General features: G+C 62.7%; 18 protein-coding genes. 16 read left to right on the plus strand and 2 right to left on the minus strand.

Translation table 11 applies throughout. The annotated features are described in order from the left end of the window. Nucleotides 1-266 precede the first annotated feature (266 nt). From ccmA to mlaA, 10 genes are all read left to right on the plus strand, one after another. A complete protein-coding gene (ccmA, locus tag CYR55_RS16070; RefSeq protein WP_101817374.1) occupies nucleotides 267-893 on the plus strand; it encodes a cytochrome c biogenesis heme-transporting ATPase CcmA in 627 nt (208 codons plus the stop codon). Continuing rightward, entirely contained in the window at nucleotides 893-1,552 is a 660-nt protein-coding gene (ccmB, locus tag CYR55_RS16075) for a heme exporter protein CcmB (RefSeq protein ID WP_101817375.1), read from the plus strand. Before ccmA ends, ccmB begins: the two co-directional genes overlap by 1 nt. 174 nt (nucleotides 1,553-1,726) lie before the next feature. Continuing rightward, a complete protein-coding gene (locus CYR55_RS16080) occupies nucleotides 1,727-2,464 on the plus strand; it encodes a heme ABC transporter permease (protein ID WP_101817376.1) in 738 nt (245 codons plus the stop codon). Next, complete coding sequence (gene ccmD / locus CYR55_RS16085) at nucleotides 2,461-2,700, plus strand: heme exporter protein CcmD (RefSeq protein WP_101817377.1); 240 nt, start codon at nucleotides 2,461-2,463, stop codon at nucleotides 2,698-2,700. The genes CYR55_RS16080 and ccmD overlap by 4 nt, the downstream gene beginning before the upstream one ends. Next, nucleotides 2,697-3,185 (plus strand): cytochrome c maturation protein CcmE, encoded by a 489-nt coding sequence (gene ccmE, locus CYR55_RS16090; protein WP_101817378.1) that lies wholly within the window; start codon nucleotides 2,697-2,699, stop codon nucleotides 3,183-3,185. The genes ccmD and ccmE overlap by 4 nt, the downstream gene beginning before the upstream one ends. After that, a complete protein-coding gene (locus CYR55_RS16095; protein WP_101817379.1) occupies nucleotides 3,182-5,149 on the plus strand; it encodes a heme lyase CcmF/NrfE family subunit in 1,968 nt (655 codons plus the stop codon). Before ccmE ends, CYR55_RS16095 begins: the two co-directional genes overlap by 4 nt. After that, nucleotides 5,146-5,700 (plus strand): DsbE family thiol:disulfide interchange protein, encoded by a 555-nt coding sequence (locus CYR55_RS16100; RefSeq protein ID WP_101817380.1) that lies wholly within the window; start codon nucleotides 5,146-5,148, stop codon nucleotides 5,698-5,700. The genes CYR55_RS16095 and CYR55_RS16100 overlap by 4 nt, the downstream gene beginning before the upstream one ends. Beyond that, the gene (locus tag CYR55_RS16105) at nucleotides 5,697-6,158 is read left to right on the plus strand and encodes a cytochrome c-type biogenesis protein (RefSeq protein WP_101817381.1); all 462 of its coding nucleotides are present in this window, start codon (nucleotides 5,697-5,699) and stop codon (nucleotides 6,156-6,158) included. The genes CYR55_RS16100 and CYR55_RS16105 overlap by 4 nt, the downstream gene beginning before the upstream one ends. Continuing rightward, nucleotides 6,158-7,369, plus strand: a complete 1,212-nt coding sequence (ccmI, locus tag CYR55_RS16110) for a c-type cytochrome biogenesis protein CcmI (RefSeq protein WP_101817382.1) — start codon at nucleotides 6,158-6,160, stop codon at nucleotides 7,367-7,369. Before CYR55_RS16105 ends, ccmI begins: the two co-directional genes overlap by 1 nt. A 30-nt stretch (nucleotides 7,370-7,399) precedes the next feature. Continuing rightward, entirely contained in the window at nucleotides 7,400-8,158 is a 759-nt protein-coding gene (gene mlaA, locus CYR55_RS16115) for a phospholipid-binding lipoprotein MlaA (RefSeq protein ID WP_101817383.1), read from the plus strand. A gap of 62 nt (nucleotides 8,159-8,220) precedes the next feature. Here mlaA and fadL read toward each other — a convergent pair whose 3' ends face one another. Beyond that, nucleotides 8,221-9,498 (minus strand): long-chain fatty acid transporter FadL, encoded by a 1,278-nt coding sequence (gene fadL / locus CYR55_RS16120; RefSeq protein WP_101817384.1) that lies wholly within the window; start codon nucleotides 9,496-9,498, stop codon nucleotides 8,221-8,223. Between the two features lie 368 nt (nucleotides 9,499-9,866). Here fadL and CYR55_RS16125 point away from each other — a divergent pair, with 368 nt between their 5' ends. The 4 genes from CYR55_RS16125 to sixA all read left to right on the plus strand — a co-directional run bounded on the left by CYR55_RS16125 (nucleotide 9,867) and on the right by sixA (nucleotide 14,800). Further along, the gene (locus tag CYR55_RS16125; protein WP_101817385.1) at nucleotides 9,867-10,163 is read left to right on the plus strand and encodes a YfcZ/YiiS family protein; all 297 of its coding nucleotides are present in this window, start codon (nucleotides 9,867-9,869) and stop codon (nucleotides 10,161-10,163) included. A 226-nt stretch (nucleotides 10,164-10,389) separates the two neighbouring features. Continuing rightward, complete coding sequence (gene fadI, locus CYR55_RS16130; RefSeq protein ID WP_101817386.1) at nucleotides 10,390-11,703, plus strand: acetyl-CoA C-acyltransferase FadI; 1,314 nt, start codon at nucleotides 10,390-10,392, stop codon at nucleotides 11,701-11,703. Next, a complete protein-coding gene (fadJ, locus tag CYR55_RS16135; RefSeq protein WP_101817387.1) occupies nucleotides 11,700-13,874 on the plus strand; it encodes a fatty acid oxidation complex subunit alpha FadJ in 2,175 nt (724 codons plus the stop codon). Before fadI ends, fadJ begins: the two co-directional genes overlap by 4 nt. Nucleotides 13,875-14,317: 443 nt before the next feature. Then, nucleotides 14,318-14,800, plus strand: a complete 483-nt coding sequence (sixA, locus tag CYR55_RS16140; protein WP_101817388.1) for a phosphohistidine phosphatase SixA — start codon at nucleotides 14,318-14,320, stop codon at nucleotides 14,798-14,800. Nucleotides 14,801-14,833: 33 nt separating this feature from the next. Here the strand turns inward: sixA and smrB are convergent, their stop codons facing one another. After that, nucleotides 14,834-15,364 carry an endonuclease SmrB gene (smrB, locus tag CYR55_RS16145; RefSeq protein ID WP_101817389.1) on the minus strand — a complete coding sequence of 177 codons (531 nt, stop codon included), beginning with the start codon at nucleotides 15,362-15,364 and terminating at the stop codon, nucleotides 14,834-14,836. A gap of 193 nt (nucleotides 15,365-15,557) precedes the next feature. Between smrB and prmB the strand changes: the two genes are divergently transcribed. After that, nucleotides 15,558-16,490 (plus strand): 50S ribosomal protein L3 N(5)-glutamine methyltransferase, encoded by a 933-nt coding sequence (gene prmB, locus CYR55_RS16150; protein ID WP_101817390.1) that lies wholly within the window; start codon nucleotides 15,558-15,560, stop codon nucleotides 16,488-16,490. 85 nt (nucleotides 16,491-16,575) lie between these two features. Further along, nucleotides 16,576-17,661: a chorismate synthase gene (gene aroC, locus CYR55_RS16155; RefSeq protein WP_101817391.1), complete on the plus strand. Its 1,086-nt coding sequence runs from the start codon at nucleotides 16,576-16,578 to the stop codon at nucleotides 17,659-17,661.

Below are 17,661 nucleotides of genomic sequence, written 5' to 3' on the forward strand. Positions count from 1 at the left end.
GCCATCTTGGCTAATGAAAAATGCAGGCCGTAAAGCGCCTCACTAAGCATAGAAGATTTCACAATTCACGGGAGGGGCGGCACAAACTGTTACGCCAATTAAAGAAAAAAGTAACAGAATCTTAACTTTGAGGAAAAATGCAGCATTGTGCGGGGGAATGGCGGTGAAGCGGTATTAACGATAGGTAAACCCTTCCGGGGCGGGCTGCGTGCGGCTTGTGGCTTATGTTATGATTCGCGCTCCCAATAAAAGAGACGAGTTTCCCGATGCTGGAAGCCTTGCGGCTGAGCTGCGTCCGCGATGAGCGGGTGCTGTTCAGTGACTTAAATTTTAACATTACGCCAGGCGAAATTGTCCAGGTGGAAGGGCAGAATGGGGCGGGCAAAACCTCGCTGCTGCGTATTCTGGCCGGGCTGGCCCAGCCGGAAAGCGGGGAAGTGCACTGGCAAGGGGAGCCTGTCAGGCGGGTGCGGGAAGCGTTTCACGCACAGTTGCTGTTTCTCGGCCATCAGCCGGGGGTGAAAGCCCTGCTGACGCCGTTTGAGAATCTGGCCTTTTATCAGTCGGTAACGGGTAAACCGGATTACGACGCCCTCTGGCAGGCACTGGCGCAAGTGGGCCTGCTGGGTTATGAAGAGGTGCCGGTGGGGCAGCTCTCTGCCGGGCAACAGCGGCGCGTGGCGCTGGCGCGCCTCTGGCTGAGCCGGGCCCGGCTCTGGGTGCTGGATGAACCCCTGACGGCGATTGACCGTGAGGGCGTCGCCCTGTTGATGGCGCAGTTTGAGCAGCAGGCAGCGCGCGGCGGCATGGTGTTGCTGACCACCCATCAGGAATTGCCCGCCACCGGCCGGGCAATACGCCGCCTGCGCCTGACCCAAACGGAACCGGCCTGATGTTTATTACCCTGATCCGGCATGAGCTGAAAACCGCATTCCGCAACCGGGCGGAGATTGTGAATCCGCTCTGGTTTTTCCTGATCGTGATCACGCTGTTCCCGCTGGGGATTGGCCCCGAGCCGCAGTTGCTGGCGCGCATTGCGCCCGGCGTGGTCTGGGTGGCGGCGCTGCTGGCGTCGCTGCTGTCGCTGGAGCGGCTGTTCCGCGATGACCTGCTGGACGGCTCACTGGAACAGCTGTTGCTGTTGCCGACGCCGCTGGCGGTCACGGTGGCGGGCAAAGTGTGCGCTCACTGGCTGGTGACCGGGCTGCCGCTGCTGCTGCTCTCGCCGCTGGTGGCGCTGCTGCTGTCACTGGATTTCACCACCTGGCGGGCGGTGGCCTTAACCCTGCTGCTGGGCACGCCGACCCTGAGCTTCATCGGTGCGATTGGTGCGGCGCTGACGGTCGGGCTGCGCAAGGGCGGGGTGCTGCTCAGCTTGCTGGTGCTGCCGCTGTCGATCCCGGTGCTGATTTTCGCCAGCGGGGCGATTCAGGCCGCCGCCAACGGCATGGCGATTGACGGCTATCTGGCGATCCTCGGGGCGATGCTGGTGGGCAGTATGACGCTGGCGCCGTTCGCTGCCGCCGCGTCGCTGCGCATAAGTGTGCACTGACTTACCGTACTGAATGACCGTACTGAATGACCGTACTGATTGACCATAACGTCTGCCGCCCACCGGGCGCGCTGTTTTAACTCCGCCTGACAAGAGCGGCCCCTGCGGGAGGCTGCCACCCCGCACCACGGGCAGGCTTTGACACCGTGAATTTTTTACAACGAGCGCTGAACAATGTGGAAATGGTTACACCAACTCGGTAAGCCGGACCGGCTTTACCACCTGTGCGGCCGGTTCGTGCCCTGGCTGGGGCTGGCAGGGGCGCTGACGCTGACACTCGGCTGGGTCTGGGGCTTTGGCTTTGCCCCGGCGGATTACCAGCAGGGCAACAGCTACCGGATTATGTACATCCATGTGCCGGCCGCCATGTGGTCGATGGGCATCTATACCGCGATGGCGGTGGCCGCGTTTACGGCGCTGGTCTGGCAGATGAAGATGGCGAACCTGGTGGTGGCCGCCATGGCCCCGGTCGGCGCGGTCTTTACCTTTATCGCGCTGGTGACCGGTTCGGCCTGGGGCAAGCCGATGTGGGGCACCTGGTGGATCTGGGATGCGCGCCTCACTTCCGAACTGGTGCTGCTGTTCCTCTACCTCGGGGTGATCGCGCTCTATAACGCCTTTGAAGACCGGCGGCTGGCGGGGCGTGCTGCCGGCATTCTGGTGCTGGTCGGCATCGTCAATATCCCGATCATCCACTACTCGGTGCAGTGGTGGAACACTCTGCACCAGGGCTCGACCAACATGCAGCAGACCATCGACCCAAGCATGCGCTACCCGTTGCGCTGGGCGATTGTCGGTTACCTGTTCTTCTTCCTGACCCTGACCCTGATGCGCCTGCGCAACCTGATCCTGATGCAGGAGAGCCACCGCCCGTGGGTGCTGGCCCTGTTCAGCCGGAGACCCCGCCCATGAGTCCTGCTTTTCCATCCTGGGCCGCCTTTTTTGCCATGGGCGGCTACGCCTTTTACGTCTGGCTGTCGGTGGCCGTGACGCTGCTGTCACTGGCCGGGTTGCTGCTGCATACCCGCCTGCAACGCCGCCGGTTGATCGCCGCTGTCCAGCGCCGCGAGGCGCGTGACGTGCGCATCCGGGCGTCCAAATCTGTTACGCCTGCCGCCGCCGCGTCAGCGCAGGAGAATTCACTGTGAATCCACGTCGTAAAAGCCGCCTTTATCTGGCGGTGGCCGTGCTGGTCGGCCTGGGCCTGACCGCCGCGCTGGTGCTCTATGCCCTGCGTTCCAACATCGATCTGTTCTATACCCCGAGTGAAATTCTACAGGGCAAGGGTGAAAACCATGAGAAGCCGGAAGTGGGCGACCACCTGCGGATCGGCGGCATGGTGATGCCCGGCTCGGTCAGGCGGGACGATACAAGCCTGCAAGTCAGCTTTAAGGTCTATGACGCACGCGGCGCGATTGCGGTGACGTACACCGGCATCCTGCCCGATCTGTTCCGCGAAGGGCAGGGGGTGGTGGCGCAGGGCGTGCTGGGGCCGGACAACGTGGTCAATGCCAAACAGGTACTGGCCAAGCACGATGAAAAATATGTGCCGCCGGAGGTGGCAGACGCCATGAAAGAGAACCATCACGGCCCGGCGGCGAAGTATGTCGCCAATGAGGGCAGTAAATCATGATCCCGGAAATCGGCAGTTTTCTGCTCTGCCTCGGGCTGGCGGTGGCCCTGCTGCTGAGTATCTACCCGCAGTGGGGCGCGGCGCGCCAGGACGCCCGGATGATGGCGGTGGCGCGGCCGCTGGCCTACGGCATGTTTGCCTGCATCGCCGGGGCGTTCGCGATCCTGGTGCACGCCTTTGTGGTCAATGACTTTACCGTGGCCTATGTGGCCACCAACTCCAACAGCCACCTGCCTGTTTACTACCGGGTGGCGGCGACCTGGGGCGCGCATGAGGGCTCACTGCTGCTGTGGGTGCTGCTGCTGAGCAGCTGGACGCTGGCGGTAGCGCTGCTGAGCCGCCGGATGCCGCAGGATGCGGTGGCGCGGGTGCTGTCGGTGCTGGGCATGATCACCGGCGGTTTCCTGCTGTTTATTATCCTGACGTCGAATCCCTTTACCCGTACCCTGCCGGACTTCCCGATTGACGGCAGTGACCTCAACCCGCTGTTGCAGGATATCGGCCTGATCTTCCACCCGCCGCTGCTCTATATGGGGTACGTCGGCTTCTCGGTGGCGTTCGCCTTTGCCATCGCCTCACTGATGGCCGGGCGGCTCGACACCGCCTGGGCGCGCTGGTCACGCCCCTGGACCACGGCGGCCTGGGTGTTCCTCACCATCGGCATCGTGCTCGGCTCTGCCTGGGCCTATTACGAGCTGGGCTGGGGCGGCTGGTGGTTCTGGGACCCGGTGGAAAACGCCTCCTTTATGCCGTGGCTGGCGGGCACCGCGCTTATCCACTCCCTGGCGGTGACGGAGAAACGCGGCACCTTCAAAGCCTGGACGGTGCTGCTGGCGATCACCGCGTTCTCGCTCTGCCTGCTCGGCACCTTCCTGGTACGCTCCGGCGTGCTGGTATCGGTACACTCATTCGCCTCCGACCCTGAGCGCGGCCTCTACATCCTGGCTTATCTGGTGATCGTTATCGGCAGTTCGCTGCTGCTGTATGCGGTGCGCGGTGCGCAGGTGCGCAGCCCGAGCCGCCATGAAGTGTTCTCACGTGAGACCTTCCTGCTCGGCAACAACGTGCTGCTGATCGCGGCGATGCTGGTGGTGCTGCTCGGCACCCTGTTGCCGCTGGTACACAAGCAACTCGGCCTCGGCAGCATCTCGATTGGTGAGCCGTTCTTCAACACCATGTTCACCTTCCTGATGGCGCCGCTGGCGCTGCTGCTGGGCATCGGGCCGCTGGTGCGCTGGCGGCGGGACGACGCCGGGAAGTTCTGGAAGCGGCTGGCGGCCTCGCTGGTGGTGACGCTGCTGCTGTCAGTGCTGCTGCCGTGGCTGATGCAGGACCGCATCGCCGGGATGACGGTGCTCGGGCTGATGATGGCGTTGTGGGTGACCCTTCTCACCCTGCTGGAGCTGCATGAGCGCGCCACCCACCGCCACAGCTTCTGGCGCGGGCTGACCACCCTGACGCGCAGCCACTGGGGCATGGTGCTGGGCCACCTCGGCGTGGCGGTCACGGTGATCGGCATCGCCTTCAGCCAGAACTACAGCGTCGAGCGTGACGTGCGGATGAAAGCGGGCGACAGCGTGGATATTCACGGCTACCACTTTGTGTTCCGCGACGTACACAGCATTTCCGGCCCCAACTACAGCGGCGGCGCGGGCATCATTGACGTCAGCGAAGGCGGCAAACCGGTGACCGAATTGCGCGCCGAAAAGCGTTACTACAGCGTGGCGCGCAGCATGATGACCGAAGCGGCGATCGACGGCGGGCTGGTGCGTGACCTCTACGCCGCGCTGGGCGAAGAGCTGGACGACGGCAGCTGGGCGGTGCGGCTCTACTATAAACCCTTTGTGCGCTGGATCTGGCTGGGCGGCCTGTTGATGGCGGCAGGCGGGGTGCTCTGCATCCTTGACCCGCGCTACCGGATGAGCAAAAAGCAGGCGCGCCGGCCTGTGGTGGAGAAAGTATGAACCGTAAGCTGTTATTTATTCCCCTGATCCTGTTCCTGTTGCTGGCGACCGCCTTTGTGGTGCAGCTGCAGCGCAACGCCCACGGCGACGACCCGACCCGGCTGGAGTCGGCGCTGCTCGGCAAACCGGTGCCGGTGTTTACGCTCGCCTCGCTGGCGGAGCCGGGCAAAACCTACAGCCAGTCAGTGCTGCATGACGGCAAACCGCTGCTGCTGAATGTCTGGGCGACCTGGTGCCCGACCTGCCGCGCGGAACACCAGTACCTGAACAGCCTGGCGGCGCAGGGCGTGCGCGTGGTGGGGCTGAACTACAAAGATGACCGCGCCAAAGCGGTGAACTGGCTGAACACCCTCGGCAACCCCTACGCGCTGAGCCTGTATGACGGCGACGGGATGCTGGGGCTGGATCTCGGCGTTTACGGCGCGCCGGAAACCTTCCTGATCGACGGGCAGGGCATCATCCGCTACCGCCATGCCGGTGACCTGAACGCGGAAGTCTGGCAGCGTGAGGTCGCGCCGCTCTACCGCAAATATGGCGGGGGCGCTTCATGAGAAGGCTGATTTGCCTGTTGGCCGGGTTGCTGCTGAGCGCCAACCTCTGGGCGGCGATTGACACCTACCAGTTCAAGAGCACTGAACAGGAGCAGCAGTACCGCGAGCTGACCGGGCAGCTGCGCTGCCCTAAATGCCAGAACAACAGCATCGCGGATTCCAACTCCATGATCGCGGCGGACATGCGCACCAAGGTCTACCAGCTGATGCAGCAGGGGCAGTCGCGCCAGCAAATCATCGATTACATGGTGGCGCGTTACGGCAACTTTGTGACTTATGAGCCGCCGGTGACCGCCTCCACCCTGATTCTGTGGGCCGGGCCGGCGCTGTTTGTGCTGGTGGGCGGGCTGGTGGTACTGCTGCGCGCGCGGCGGCAGGGGCGGGCGGCAACGCTTTCGCCGCAGGAGCAGGCGCGGCTGGCGCAACTGCTGAATGATTCTGACAGGACACATGACTGATGGCTTTTTGGCTGATTGCGTTGTTATTGCTGGTGATCGCCGCGACCCTGCTGGTTGCGCCCACCTTCCGCCGGGTTGACCGCACGGCGGGTGCCAGCCGGGACAGCCTGAACAAGGCGTTTTACCATGAGCGGCTGGCCGAGCTGGCCCATGACGAACAGCAGGGCATTATTGCTGAGCGGCCGGTGCTGGTGCAGGAGCTGCAGGAGAATCTGCTGAGCGACATCCCCGGCCGTGACGCCGCCCCGGTGCGGCCGCTGGGCCGCTGGGTGCTGATTCCCGGCGTGCTGGCGCTGGTGTTGGTGTCAGTGGGGTTCTACCTGAAAACCGGCGGACTGGTGCAGGTGGCCGCCTGGCAGCAGGCGGTGCGCGACTTACCTGCGCTGCGCGCTCAGGTGGCGGATGAACACGCGGAACCGCTGACCGGGGATGACGTGGCGCGCCTCGGGCTGGGGCTGCGCACCGCGTTGCAGCATGACCCGCAGAATGTGGACAACTGGCTGATGCTCGGGCGGGTCGGCGTGGCGCTGAACAATGCCGCCACCGCCACCCAGGCGTTTGGCCGCGCCTATGCGCTGCAACCGGAGAACCGCGAGGTGCAGCTCGCCTATGCCGATGTGCTGACCCGCTCAGCCGACCCGGCCGATCAGCGCCAGGCGGAAACGATGCTGAAAGCGCTGGGCAGCGCCGACCCTACCGATCTGCGGGTGCTGAACCTGCTGGCGTTTAACGCCTTCCAGCAGGGGAACTACCCGAAAGCGATTGAGGGCTGGGGCCTGATGCTGAAAGTGCTGCCGCCGGACGATCCGCGGGCGGAAATGCTGCGGCGCAGCATTCAACAAGCGCGCAGCAAAGCAGGTATGGATAATGTGCAGCTCGGAGTGGCGGTCACGCTCTCGCCGGAAGCGGCGCGCCACCTGCCGCCGCAGGGCATGGTGCTGATCTCGGTTACTGACGGCAGCAGCCCGGTGCCGGTGGCGGTAAAACGCCTGCCGCTCAGTCGCTTCCCGCTAACGCTGACTATTGATGACACCAATGCAATGATGCCTGAAAGGTTGCTTTCTTCAATGCATCAGGTCAAAGTCAAGGTACGCATATCGCCGGACGGATCGGCCACCCCCCACACCGGGGAGTGGGCCGGTGAGAGCGGCCTCCAGCCATTTTCCGGGCAAAAACAGGTTAACATTGAGATTAATCAGCAGGTGCCGTAGCGCGCCTGCCGTAAAAATAGGGAGAGAAGAATGAACTACCGCCTGATGGGACTGGCCTTTGCCGGCGTACTGCTTGCCGGTTGCGCCAGTTCACCGGATAAGCAGCAGCAGGGGCGGTCTGACCCGCTCGAAGGCTTCAACCGGGCGATGTTCAGTTTTAACTACGATGTGCTGGACCCCTATATTGTCCGGCCTGCGGCGGTAGCCTGGCGGGATTATGTGCCGATGCCGGCACGTAACGGCCTGAGCAACTTTACCGGCAACCTGGATGAACCGGCCACCATGGTCAACTACTTCCTGGAAGGCAAACCCTATGATGCGATGAAGCACTTTACCCGCTTCTTCCTCAACACCCTGCTGGGGATGGGCGGCCTGATTGACGTCGCCGGTATGGCGAACCCGCAGCTGGCGCGCGAAGAGCCGCACCGCTTCGGCAGCACCCTGGGCTATTACGGCGTGGGTTACGGCCCGTATGTCGAGTTGCCGGGCTACGGCAGCTTTACCGTGCGTGAGGATGGCGGCGAATGGGTAGACAAACTCTACCCGCCGCTGAGCTACCTGACTTTCTGGATGTCCGCCGGAAAATGGGTGGTGGAAGGGATCGAAACCCGCGCCCAGTTGCTGGACTCTGACGGCCTGCTGCGTAACTCCTCCGACCCTTACGTGATGGTGCGTGAGGCGTACTTCCAGCGGCACGATTTCCTGGCGAGCGGCGGCAAGCTCACCCCTGCCACCAACCCGAACGCGTCAGCGATTCAGGGCGATCTGGATGATATCGACTCGCAGTAGCGGAGCATCCCCACCCATAAAAAAAGCGCCCTTGGGCGCTTTTTTTGTTGGGGAAACGTTTGTCAGAACAGGTAGTTGAAGTTAATACCGTAGAGCCAGGCTTTGCCTTCGGAGTCAAACTCGTAGTTCGGCAGGCTGGCTGAGACGGATTCGCTGATGTGCACCTTCTGGCCGTGCATATAAGAGACGCCCACGTCCACGGACGCATCCTCGTTAAAGGCGTAGGTCGTCCCGGCGCTGAGCCAGAAGCGGTCCTGATCCGGGATAGAGATGGTGCGGTTTTGCGCCGGTACCGGGCTGTCATCAAAGGCGATACCGGTGCGGAACGTCCAGTTGTCGTCGTAGTAATAGGTGGTGCCGAGCGCCAGGCGGTAAGCATCCTTGAAGCCTTCATGCTTTTCAAACAGCGTCTGGCCGCTGGTGCCGGTGGCTTTCAGCTCCTGGAACTGGCTCCAGCTGGTGTAGGTCAGGCTGTAGTGGATCGCCCATTTCGGCGCCACTTTGTTGTAACCCGACACTTCCCACATCTCCGGCAGGTTCAGCGTCAATGCGCCCGGGATGGTGCTGCCGCCGGTGCCGCCGAGTTGCGCCGGCAGTTCGTTGCGGTAGTCGCCGTCAAAATCGATATCGACTTTCGAGCGGTAGGTCAGGCTATAGCGGTTGTTGTCATCCACTTCATATAACAGCCCGGCGTTCCAGCCGTAGCCCCATTCGTCACCTTTCAGGTGGGCAATCTGGGTATCGGCGGAGATCAGGCCGCGGCTTGCCAGCACGCCCGCCTCACCGGCGGTGCGCTCAATTTTGGCGCGTGCGTAGACGGCGTCAAACCCCACGCCGACGCTGAAATGCTGGTTCAGGCGGTAGGCGGTGCTGAGGTTGAAGTTAGCGGTTTTCAGGTCGGTTTTGCCGCCCATCGGGCCTGCGGTATAGCCGCTGTTGAATTCGGTCGCCAGGCCATAGTTGGAGGTCACGGACGCGCCCACTGACCACTGGTCATCCAGCGGCAGAATAAAGTGGATATTCGGCACCCACTCGGACGGGGCAATATTACTGGCGCTGGTGCTGGCCCCGGTCAGCGGCGAATTGCCGGTGATGTCCACGTCCGGGTCGATGTAAATCGCGCCCACGGAGAACGCCGGGCGATCAAACATGGTCATGGTCGCGGGGTTACGGCTGCCGGAGGCGGCGCTGTCTGCAATCGCCCCTTCACCAGAAAATGAGCGCCCCAGCCCGGCGGCAGAATATTCATTCAGCAGGAAGCCCGCGGCAGAAGCCTGCGAGGTAATGACGGTGAGTGCTGCTGCCAGTGCAGTTCTTTTGAACAGGTTTTTCTGGTTCATGACCAAAACCTCATGTTATCTGTTTATTTTTAGCAATGTTACATGACGTAACAAGGAGCGCGGATTGTAGGGTCCGGGGAGCGGCCGACAAATCAGACCAGTGAGCGAATTATAGAGCTGACCTTGCTTTTTGTTGCAATAATGTTTTCCAAATATTGCAGTGTTGATAACAAAAATTAGACGGTGTTAACAAAAAAGCCGTGAACTTATCGCACTGTCGGCATTTCCCGGCACGAACCCGGGATTTTGTGTGATAAGTGCTCCATAAAAGGCATACAAAAAGTAAGTGCTAGTGCATCCCCGGCGGCAGGCGTAAAATCTTACACATCTTGTCATTTCCCCTTTTACTTCCCACCAAGGAGCGAACTATGTCCGATGCCATTAATGCGTGTAACGCCCAGGAAACCGCCGCCTGCTGCTGTGTTGATGTCGGCACCATCATGGATAACAGCGATTGCACCGCCTCTTACAGTCAGACGTTTGCTGACCGCGCCGCCGCTGAAGCGATGCTGGCGACACTGACTGAAAAAGCGCGCAACGTGGAGTCCGACCCGTGCCAGGTTGACAGCCAGATCACGCCGGAAGGCGAGGGCGTGCGCCTGACGGTGGATTTCACCTTTGCCTGCCAGGCTGAAACCATGATCTTCCAGCTCGGCCTGCGCTGATCCCGCTGTTTTACTGCCTCTCTCTCCCTCGCCCCGGCGGGGGTTTTTTTTATCTGCTATGCCGGGAAGGCCGGCCGATGAACCGCGGTTTCTGGGGCAAAAGGTGTTCAGGCTCCCACTTTCAGCGTGTTGCGGTTTGCGACATGTAAACATTTGGTTAAAAATACCCCTGTCAGGTCTGACCTGTTAACGGCAGACGATCATTATCCCGGTTTCAGGAGCAGCTATGGACAAGGTGTTACCGCTGATCACCCGCGGCGGCGATCGCATCGCGATTGTCGATGGGTTGCGCACGCCGTTTGCCAAACAGGCCACGGCGTACCACGGCATCCCGGCCGTGGATCTCGGCAAAATGGTGGTCAGTGAACTGCTGGCGCGCAGCGGCCTGGACCCGCAGGTGATTGACCAACTGGTGTTCGGCCAGGTGGTGCAGATGCCGGAAGCGCCGAACATCGCCCGCGAGATCGTGCTCGGTACCGGTATGCATGTGCAGACCGACGCCTACAGCGTGTCACGCGCCTGCGCCACCAGCTTCCAGGCGGTGGCGAATGTGGCGGAGAGCATCATGGCCGGCACGGTGCGGGTCGGCATTGCCGGTGGGGCGGACTCCTCCTCAGTGTTGCCGATCGGCGTCAGCAAAACGCTGGCCCGCACGCTGGTGGATGCCAACAAAGCGCGCACCCTGTCACAGCGCCTGAAACTCTTCAGCCGCCTGCGCCCGCGTGACCTGCTGCCGGTGCCGCCCGCCGTGGCGGAGTATTCCACCGGCCTGCGCATGGGCGACACCGCCGAGCAGATGGCGAAAAGCCACCACATCAGCCGCGAAGAGCAGGACGCGCTGGCGCACCGCTCGCACCAGCTGGCGGCAGAGGCCTGGAAATCGGGGCATCTGCAACAGCAGGTGATGGCCGCTCACCTGCCGCCCTACCGTACCCGGCTGGAGCAGGACAACAACATCCGCCAGGATTCCCAGCTGGCGCACTACGCCAAACTGCGCCCGGCGTTTGACCGGCGGCACGGCAGCGTCACCGCCGCCAACAGCACGCCGCTCACTGACGGGGCCGCCGCGGTGTTGATGATGAGCGAATCGCGCGCGGCGGAACTCGGCATGGTGCCGCTGGGCTACCTGCGCAGCTATGCCTTTACCGCCACCGACGTCTGGGAAGATATGCTGCTCGGCCCGGCCTACGCCACGCCGCTGGCGCTGGATCGCGCCGGGTTAACGCTCGGGGAGCTGGACCTGGTGGATATGCATGAGGCGTTTGCCGCCCAGACGCTGGCGAACCTGAAGATGTTCGCCAGCGCCGGTTTCGCCCGCGACAAACTCCACCGGCCGCAGCCGGTAGGCGAGGTGGACCCGCAAAAATTCAACGTGCTGGGCGGTTCGATCGCCTACGGCCACCCGTTTGCCGCCACCGGCGCACGGATGATTACCCAGACGCTGCATGAGCTGCGCCGCCGGGGTGGCCGGTTCGGCCTGACCACCGCCTGTGCTGCCGGTGGCCTTGGCGCGGCGATGATTCTGGAGGTGGCATCATGAGTTTTGACAACGCAGCGGCCCGGCCGCCGGAAGTGCTGGACGCGGGCCTGCCGCCGGAGGCGGCGTTCCGCTTTGCCTTGCGGCCGGACGGGGTTGGGGTGATCACCCTGGATGTGCCGGGCGAAAAGATGAATACGCTGAAAGCGGCGTTTGCCGAACAGCTGGCGCAGGTGCTGAAACAGGCGCAGGCCGAACCGGGGTTGCAGGGGCTGGTGATCATCTCCGGCAAGCCTGACTCCTTTATTGCCGGGGCGGACATCAGCATGATCGCCGCCTGCCATACGGCGGGGGAGGCGACCCGGCTGGCGAAAAAAGGGCAGATGGCGATGGCGCAGATTGCCGGTTTCCCGGTGCCGGTGGCCGCCGCGATCAACGGCGCGTGTCTGGGCGGCGGGCTGGAGCTGGCGCTGGCGTGCCATTACCGCGTCTGTTCGCTGGAAGACAACACCCGGCTCGGCCTGCCGGAAGTGCAGCTCGGCCTGCTGCCCGGTTCCGGGGGCACCCAGCGGCTGCCGCGGCTGGTGGGCGTCAGCAAGGCGCTGGATATGATCCTCACCGGCCGCCACCTGCGGGCGCGACAGGCGCTGAAGATGGGGCTGGTGGATGAGGCGGTGCCGGTGTCTATTCTGCTGGAGAGCGCGGCCGCGCTGGTTAAACGCGGCTGGCGGCCCTCGCGGCCGCTGCCCTGGCAGGAGCGGCTGATGGGCGGCCCGCTGGGCAAGGCGCTGCTGTTCCCGATGGTGCGCAAGAAAACCCTGGCTAAAACCCACGGCAACTACCCGGCCCCGGAAAGGGTGCTGGCGGTGGTGCGCAAAGGGCTGGATGAAGGCAGCACCAGCGGTTATTCCGCAGAGGCGCGGGCATTTGGCGAACTGGCGATGACGCCGGAATCCGCCGCGCTGCGCAGCCTGTTTTTTGCCTCGACTGCCCTGAAAAAAGCACGCGGCAGCGACGCGGAACCGGCCACGGTGGCGCGGGTCGGGGTGCTGGGCGGCGGGCTGATGGGCGGCGGCATCGCCTGCGTGACCGCCACCCGTGCCGGGCTGCCGGTGCGGATAAAAGACATCAGCCAGGAGGGGATCGGCCACGCGCTGAGAGCCACCTGGGAGACGCTGGGCAAACAGGTGAAGCGCAAACGAATCACCGCCGGGCAGCGTAACCGGCAGATGCAGCTGATCACCGGCAGCACCCGGTATCAGGGCTTCGCCCATGTTGACCTGGTGATTGAAGCGGTGTTTGAGGATCTGGCGCTGAAACAGCAGATGGTGGCCGAGGTGGAGCAGCACGCCGCGCCGCATACCATTTTTGCCTCCAACACCTCGTCCCTGCCGATTGCGCAGATTGCCGCGCAGGCACAGCGCCCGCAGCAGGTGATTGGCCTGCACTATTTCAGCCCGGTCGAGAAAATGCCGCTGGTGGAAGTCATTCCCCATACCGGCACGGATGCGCGCACGCTCGCCACCACCGTTCGGCTGGCGCAACAGCAGGGCAAAACGGCGATTGTGGTGGCCGACCGCGCCGGGTTTTACGTCAACCGCATCCTTGCCCCTTATATCAATGAGGCGGCGCGCTGTTTGCTGGAAGGTGAGCCGATGGAGCGCATCGACCGGGCGCTGGTGAACTATGGTTTCCCGGTCGGGCCGATCATGCTGCTCGACGAAGTGGGGATTGATGTCGGCACCAAAATTATTCCGGTGCTGGTGCGGGAGCTGGGGCCGCGCTTTGCCGCGCCGGAGGCGTTTGACGCGGTGCTGAAAGATGGCCGCAAAGGGCGCAAGAACGGCCGCGGGTTCTACCTCTATTCCGGTGGGGGCAAAAGCAAAAAGCCTGACCCCTCGCTCTACACGCTGTTGGGCGTGACGCCGAAGCCGGTGTTTACGGAGCCGCAACTGGCCGAGCGCTGCGTAATGATGATGCTGAATGAGGCGGTGCGCTGCCTGGATGAGCAGGTGATTCACAGCGCGCGTGACGGCGATGTCGGTGCGGTGTTCGGCATCGGTTTTCCGCCATTCCTCGGCGGCCCGTTCCGCTACCTTGACCGGCTTGGTGCTGCCGAGGCGGTCAGCCGCCTGCGGGCGCTGGAAGCACGCTTCGGCGAGCGCTTTGCTCCCTGCGAACGGCTGGTCGCCATGGCCGAAGCGCAGCAGAGGTTCTATCCCCCGGAAGCCTGAACGCCCCGGAAAGGTAAAGATCGCCCGGCAGGCAGAACGCTAATTCAGCGTTTTACCGGGTATTTCATTGGTTTTTGTGATGCAGATCACTGGCTGAGGGTTGAGGATGGCCTAACGCTGTACACGTTATGAGCAGAGGACTACCGTAAAAAGAGCGACCACGAAAAGTGAACCAGAATTTTACAAAACTTTTCGAGAGGTTACGGCATTCAATAAGATGTTGAATTGCTGGTTAAGTAACCAGTGCCGCACGGGCTGACCCCGGGTTGCTCTAAAAAACAGCATTTTCTTTGTGAGAACTTTCAGGCAAAATGCCCGGCCGCCATAAGAGAGAGACGGCGCGTTATCGTTATCAGGTTGCCCCGGGGAGACTGGGGAAGTCAGCGATACAGCACGCGACGCGTTTCTGTATGGCGTTATTTTGTCAACAAAAACGGTGCAATATGCAAGTTTTGATTATGCGTCACGGTGAGGCCGCCCTTGAGGCCGCCAGCGATTCGGTAAGGCCGCTTACCCAGTGTGGCCGTGATGAGTCCCATCAGATGGCGGTCTGGCTGAACGGCAAACCGCTGGATATTGACCGGGTACTGGTCAGCCCTTATCTGCGGGCCGAACAAACCCTCGCGACCCTGCGCAGTGCGCTGACCCTGCCGGAAGGCGAGGAAGTGCTGCCGGAACTCACGCCGGGTGGGGATGCGGCGCTGGTAGCCTGCTATTTACAGGCGCTGGCGAAAGAGGGCGTCTCTGCGGCGCTGGTGGTCTCCCACCTGCCGCTGGTCGGTTACCTGGTGGCGGAACTCTGCCCCGGCGAATGCCCGCCGATGTTCGCGACCTCTGCGGTTGCCGGCATCACGCTGGATGCCGCCAGCGGCAAAGGCACCTTTGACTGGCAGCTCAGCCCCGCTCAGGTCATGGCCAAAGCCTGATTGCCCGGCCGGTCTGCCCGGCCGCGGTAACCCTTACTCCGCCAGCTCCACCAATACCAGCAGCGCCGCATCGCCGCCGAACGCTTTCGGTGCCTGATGGAACGCCAGCACATCCGGGTGCTGCGCCAGCCACAGCGGCGTCTGCTGTTTCAGAATATGCTTGCCGTGCCCATGCATCACGCAGGCGCAGTGAACGTGCTCCCGCCGGCAGGCCGCAATCAACGCCCCCAGTTCCTGTTTCGCCTCATGCTGCGTCAGCCCGTGCAGGTCAAGGAACAGATCCGGCGAATAGTCGCCGCGCCGTAATTTCTTCGCCTCAAAATGATCCACCCCCGGCCGCACGTAGCGCATCGGGCCGTCACTCTCCAGCAACGGCTGGAACTCATCCGAGAAATAGTAGGTCGCGTCGATCTGTTCCTGCATCAGCCGCTTCGGGGCGGGCGCCTTTACTTTCGGGCGGGGCTTCGGGTGCACTTTCGTGTCATGGTGCAGCCGTTTGGTGCCCGCCAGGGTCTCACGGAACAGCTGCTGCTCCTCACTGCTGAGCGGATATCGTTTTTTCATACGGTGGTCGTCGTGAAAGAGTGTGATAAAAAAGTTAACCCCAGTTTACCTATTCCGGCATAAAAAGTCCGGCCTGCCGCTTCGCTATCCTTTGGCTGTGACTATAGCTGCTGATTTGTCGCCGGCTTCATGGCACACTAGACGGCATTTTGTAAGGCGGCGGCACACGCCCGCCGCAGCGTGGGAGAACACCTTGGACAAGATTTTCGTCGACGAAGCCGTCAGCGAGCTGCATACCATTCAGGATATGCTGCGCTGGGCCGTCAGCCGCTTCAACGCGGCTAACATTTATTACGGCCACGGCACCGATAACGCCTGGGACGAGGCGGTGCAGTTGGTGCTGCCGAGCCTCTACCTGCCGATGGACATCCCGGCGGACATGCACACCGCGCGCCTGACCTCCAGCGAGCGCCAGCGCATTGTTGAGCGGGTGATCCGCCGCGTGAATGAGCGCGTGCCGGTGGCCTACCTCACCAACAAAGCCTGGTTCTGCGGCCTGGAGTTCTATGTGGATGAGCGCGTGCTGGTGCCGCGTTCACCGATTGGTGAGCTCATCGACAACCGCTTCAACGGCCTGATCGCTGACGCCCCGCGCCATATTCTCGACATGTGCACCGGCAGCGGCTGCATCGCCATCGCCTGCGGTTACGCCTTCCCGGATGCGGAAGTGGACGCAGTGGACATCTCCGAAGACGTATTGGCCGTCACCGAGCGCAATATCCAGGAGCACGGCGTGGAGAACCAGGTGACGCCGATCCGTTCCGACCTGTTCCGCGCCCTGCCGGCGCTGAAGTATGACCTGATCGTCACCAACCCGCCGTATGTGGATGAAGAGGACATGGCCGACCTGCCGGACGAGTTCCGCTTTGAGCCGGAACTGGGCCTGGCAGCGGGCAGCGACGGCCTGAAACTGGTGCGCCGCATCCTGGCCTGCGCGCCGGACTACCTCAGCGAGCAGGGCGTGCTGATTTGTGAAGTCGGCAACAGCATGGTGCACCTGATGGATCAGTACCCGGACATCCCGTTCACCTGGCTGGAGTTTGACAACGGCGGCGACGGCGTCTTTATGCTGACCCGGCAACAGCTGCTGGATTGCCACGCACACTTCGCGATGTACCGCTCGTAACCACGGGCCTGCCGCGCCGGGCACCTTCACCCGGCGCGGCCTCTTTCAAGCATTCAGATAACCAAGACAACGGTAAGGAGCCGTGATGGCAGGGAACAGTATTGGGCAATTTTTCCGCGTCACCACCTTTGGTGAATCCCATGGCGTCGCGCTGGGCTGCATTATCGACGGGGTGCCGCCCGGCATCCCTATCACCGAGGCCGACCTCCAGCACGATCTGGATCGCCGCCGCCCCGGCACCTCCCGCTACACCACCCAGCGCCGCGAGCCGGATCAGGTCAAAATTCTCTCCGGCGTCTTTGAGGGCGTCACCACCGGTACCAGCATCGGCCTGCTGATCGAAAATACCGACCAGCGCTCGCAGGACTACAGCGCCATTAAAGACGTGTTCCGTCCCGGCCATGCTGACTACACCTACGAACAGAAATATGGCCTGCGCGACTACCGCGGCGGCGGCCGCTCCTCGGCGCGTGAAACCGCGATGCGCGTGGCGGCCGGGGCGATCGCCAAAAAATACCTGCAGATGAAACATGGCGTGCAGGTGCGCGGCTATCTGGCGCAGATGGGCGACGTCTGCTGTGAGCTGAAGGAGTGGGATCAGGTAGAACAGAACCCGTTCTTCTGCCCCGATCCGGCCAAGCTGGAAGCACTGGACGAACTGATGCGCGCGCTGAAAAAAGAGGGCGACTCCATCGGGGCCAAAGTCACGGTGGTGGCGGAGAACGTCCCGGCCGGGCTGGGCGAGCCGGTATTTGACCGGATTGATGCCGATCTGGCCCACGCGCTGATGAGCATCAACGCGGTTAAAGGGGTGGAGATTGGCGACGGCTTTGAGGTGGTGACCAAACGCGGCAGCGAAAACCGTGACGAAATCACCCCGGGCGGTTTCCAGAGCAACCACGCGGGCGGCGTGCTGGGCGGCATCAGCAGCGGCCAGCCGGTGATTGCGCACCTGGCGCTGAAACCGACCTCCAGCATTATGGTGCCGGGCCGCACCATTAACCGGCAGGGCGAGGCGGTGGAGATGGTGACCCGTGGCCGCCACGACCCGTGCGTCGGCATCCGGGCGGTGCCGATTGCTGAGGCGATGATGGCGATTGTGCTGATGGACCACCTGCTGCGCCAGCGTGCGCAGTGCGCGGATGTCACGACTTCTGTTCCACGTTGGTAA

Origin of the sequence: Chimaeribacter californicus (assembly GCF_002858675.1) — a bacterium.
In the GTDB taxonomy this organism is placed as follows: Bacteria; Pseudomonadota; Gammaproteobacteria; order Enterobacterales; family Enterobacteriaceae; genus Chimaeribacter; species Chimaeribacter californicus.